The sequence below is a fragment of the uncultured Brachyspira sp. genome, assembly GCF_949287625.1.
Classification (GTDB): Bacteria; Spirochaetota; Brachyspiria; order Brachyspirales; family Brachyspiraceae; genus Brachyspira.
In genome coordinates this window covers 1-3,725 of record NZ_CASEGO010000176.1, presented here as the reverse complement: position 1 = coordinate 3,725, position 3,725 = coordinate 1, and the positions used below count along the sequence as shown (strand labels likewise).

The 3,725-nt window shown below is 25.2% G+C and carries 5 protein-coding genes; all 5 read left to right on the top strand.

The genetic code is table 11. The features are described from left to right. The coding region (locus Q1X91_RS15275; RefSeq protein WP_300759429.1) for a polymorphic toxin type 44 domain-containing protein at positions 1 to 1,801 on the top strand (1,801 nt) is incomplete at its 5' end. Positions 1,802 to 1,815: 14 nt separating this feature from the next. Then, positions 1,816 to 2,040 (top strand): hypothetical protein, encoded by a 225-nt coding sequence (locus Q1X91_RS15270; RefSeq protein WP_300759427.1) that lies wholly within the window; start codon positions 1,816 to 1,818, stop codon positions 2,038 to 2,040. A 67-nt stretch (positions 2,041 to 2,107) separates the two neighbouring features. Then, complete coding sequence (locus tag Q1X91_RS15265; protein ID WP_300759426.1) at positions 2,108 to 2,521, top strand: hypothetical protein; 414 nt, start codon at positions 2,108 to 2,110, stop codon at positions 2,519 to 2,521. Between the two features lie 172 nt (positions 2,522 to 2,693). Beyond that, positions 2,694 to 3,191, top strand: coding sequence for a polymorphic toxin type 44 domain-containing protein (locus Q1X91_RS15260; protein WP_300759425.1), 498 nt, complete (start codon positions 2,694 to 2,696; stop codon positions 3,189 to 3,191). Positions 3,192 to 3,507: 316 nt separating this feature from the next. Further along, positions 3,508 to 3,725 (top strand): hypothetical protein (locus tag Q1X91_RS15255; protein ID WP_300759423.1); only part of this gene is annotated, 218 nt, incomplete at its 3' end.

Below are 3,725 nucleotides of genomic sequence, written 5' to 3'. Positions count from 1 at the left end.
CTTAAACGATGAAGAAATAAACGATAAGCCATATTATATGCTGGTTAACAGCACAGGAGAAATATTTGAAAGCAAAGTAAGTAATGGCAAGGCATCATTCAGCTACAACCCAGCAGAAGCCCGCAGTAACCAGAAAGTATTGTTTTCTTTTAATAAGGCAGATTTATTGTGTAAAAAATCAGCCAATGGTAAATGCTTAGATTTTATACATATAAATAAGACTTATATGGAAAATAAACAAGTAGAAAGAACATTTACGATAAATTTAATGGATATACTTAGTGATTTGATTGAAAAAGTTGAACTTTCTAATATTGATGAATTATTGGAAAAAAATGACAGTTTTATTAATGAACATCATTTTAATGCTTATACATCATCTGAAAATATCGATAAAATTCGCTGGGGGTATTTTACCATACCACTTAATAAATTAAAAGTATTATATGAAAAAAATTACATAATGAATGAAAAAGAAATAAAATATATAGATACAGGTGATTGTCTTCATTTTACACCAGGCAGTATATTTAATGAAAAACAAAGAAAACAGCTACAGCAAAAAAAAGAAGTAATCATTGTTGTTGCAACATTTAATAAATCATTCATATTTCTTTCTGGTAGTAAAGGTTATAATTTTTATATCATATATCCTGATAAGAAACCTATAGTAAATAAGCTGCAATTATCAGAAAAATATACATCTTATTATGGACGGTCATTACATGTTACAAACCTTGAGAATGAGCCAAACTATGTGTATGATAAAACACCAGCATTAGCTTTAAAAGGTAATCCAAAAGATGACAATATAAGAAAGATATATACTTTTGGAATAAAAATAGATGCAGAAAATTATGATGAAAATTTTAATCATTTTTCATATGGTATAGTTGGTTTAAAATGGTTAAAAATTAAAGTAATGACATCGTATAAAGCAGGAGGAACAGACGAAGAAAAGAAAGAAAAAGAATTGTCTTTAAAAAATACATGCAAAGAAATACTTAATAAATACAAAAATAATCCATTAGATATAGATTTTGCATCATTAAGTAAAAACAATATAGAAGTTACTGGTAATGTTAGTATTATAGCTGCATCTAATAGTACTAAAACAAGTGCATGTAATTTATTAGATGATAAATATCAAGGAACTATTATATATAATGAAGATGAAAATATTTATTATTATGTGCTGAATAAAGGAGAGCAGGAAGGAGCGGTTATTTTATGTCCATTTATAGATAAACCAGTATTAGAACAAGATAAATATATTCAACTTGGATTTAATGCCGAAGATATAGCAAATTATATGGCAAGAGAAATTGAAAATAATTTATTACATTTACAATATTCTGATTATGTATTAACATATTATAAGGTTTATACAGATAATTGTTGGGACCATAAATGGCAATTATCAGCCTTATTTCCAAGTATGGGTTTATCGCAACAATTTTATCATAGATATAATAATAAAGAAATCCCATATGATGTATGGGCAAATATACATTTTGGTGTGATTGGCAGTAAAATAAACCCTTCTGACTTTATATTATTAAAAGGTGCTGGAACAGAACAAATTATTTCAGATATTAAAAATAAAGGCAATATGACTATAAAAGAGTGCTTTATAAGATTAGGTGAATTTAGTGGTAATTATGGAGATAATGAAGGCGATATAGAAGCTATTAAAATAGGTGTTCAAATCTCAAAGGATTATGAAATAAAAACAGTTGATATTATTGTTAATCAGATATTAACTATTTTACAAACATATAGTAGAACGCAAAGTAGGTGATTATGCATAGAGTTATGAAAAAAATATTAATATTTTTTTATACACTTTTAATACCATTACCTATTATTGCTCATATAATGATTAGTATTATATATGGTTTACAAGATAACAATAGTAATATATCCGAGACAGTATTTATGGGAATATTTGTTTATATAGCATTTTTATTAAATATTGTTGTATTTATTGTTTCTGTAATTCAGGATGTAGTATTCTTAATTATTTTATTAGGTTCATAGTATGGAATACATAAGTAAATTAAAGAAAGTTTTACATTTGATATTAGTATTTTGGATTCCTGTGAATATGTTACTAATTCTTATGTATTTTGTTTTTATAGTAGATTTACCAATTTCAGAAAAGAAAGTTATCTTTTTAAATAATATGCTTAAAGAAATAGAGAATACATATAATAATCAATGTGATAATAAAACATTTTATGAGGATAGTGCATTTGAGATAATATCATCTGATAAATATTCTCATTTTAATTCAAAAGCTAATTATTTGTGTAAATTTACAAGTAAAGCAGTTATAAGGTTAAAGGTTTCTGTGGGTAACCATATATTATATAGAGATACAATTGATAAGTGCTGTTATGGGTATTATGATGTAACATATAATTATTCTGATAATACAGCATTATGTATATATAGAGAAAATGAAGGTGTTATCAATATTGATTTAAGTAGAACAAAAGTTACAAAGACATTAAAGTAAGATTTAATTATTTTTAAATTTAATAATATAAGGTGATATTATTGGCTGTAAGTATATTTTGTGTATAAGGCACTGAGATGGAGTTATTTTATGTCCATTTATAGATAAGCCAGTATTAGAACAAGATAAATATATTCAACTTGGATTTAATGCCGAAGATATAGCACATTATATGGCAAGAGAAATTGAAAATAATTTGAAGTCAGCAAAAGCATATGAAATCAAAACACTTAGTGATGCTGATAGATATATTGATAAAGAATTACTAAAAAGTAATAATATAAAAGATATAATTAGGTCTTTTTTCATGGTTTCAGCCTATCAAAACAATTATACAGGAATAGTAGCTGCTGAATATGGTATGTTTTATGATGCAGTTAAAACAGATAGTTTTTGGGACCATAAGTGGCAATTATCAGCCTTATTTCCAAGTATGGGCTTATCAAGGCGTTATCATCATGTATATGATGATAAAGATATACCATATGATGCTTGGTCTAATATTCATTTTGGTACAATAGGTAAATATTGTGAATTTAGTGAAAGTGTGTTGTTAGGTGGTGCAGATTTTGCACAGAGAAAGTCTAATTTTGAGTTAAAAGATATATATACAATTAATATACCAGAGGGTGATACTGTATGCGATAAAGTGGGGTTTCTCTATATATGATGAATACATAAAAGGCATTTTAATAAATGCTTATAATATATTATCATATGTAGTTAATGATAATGTTTTTAAATATTATTTTAAAAATGGGAAGTGTATAAAATGAATAAAATAAAGGATTTTTTTCATTCACTACTTTTTTTTATATACTATATACTGTTAATATTAATTATTATACTTGATTGTATATATATAATGTTTGCATCTATTTTTTATGGTTTTTTAGAAACTTTATTCATTCCATATATTACATTATATATAGGCTTTACATTATTTTATTTCAATTTTATTTTATTATTTTAAATAGAGAATATATATGCAACAGAGAAAAAAGATAATACTGAAAATTTTATTTTTAATTATTGCAGTTCCCCCAGCAATTACAGTGTGGACTGTATTAGGTCCAACTTTAACTGGTATAGAGATTGATGTTAGTTCTCCACAGCTTTCTGAGAAAACAGTATTAAGTCTGTCTGATAATTTATCTATTTTAGAAATAACAGGTAAATCAAATTTTAAAAATGATAAATTTCA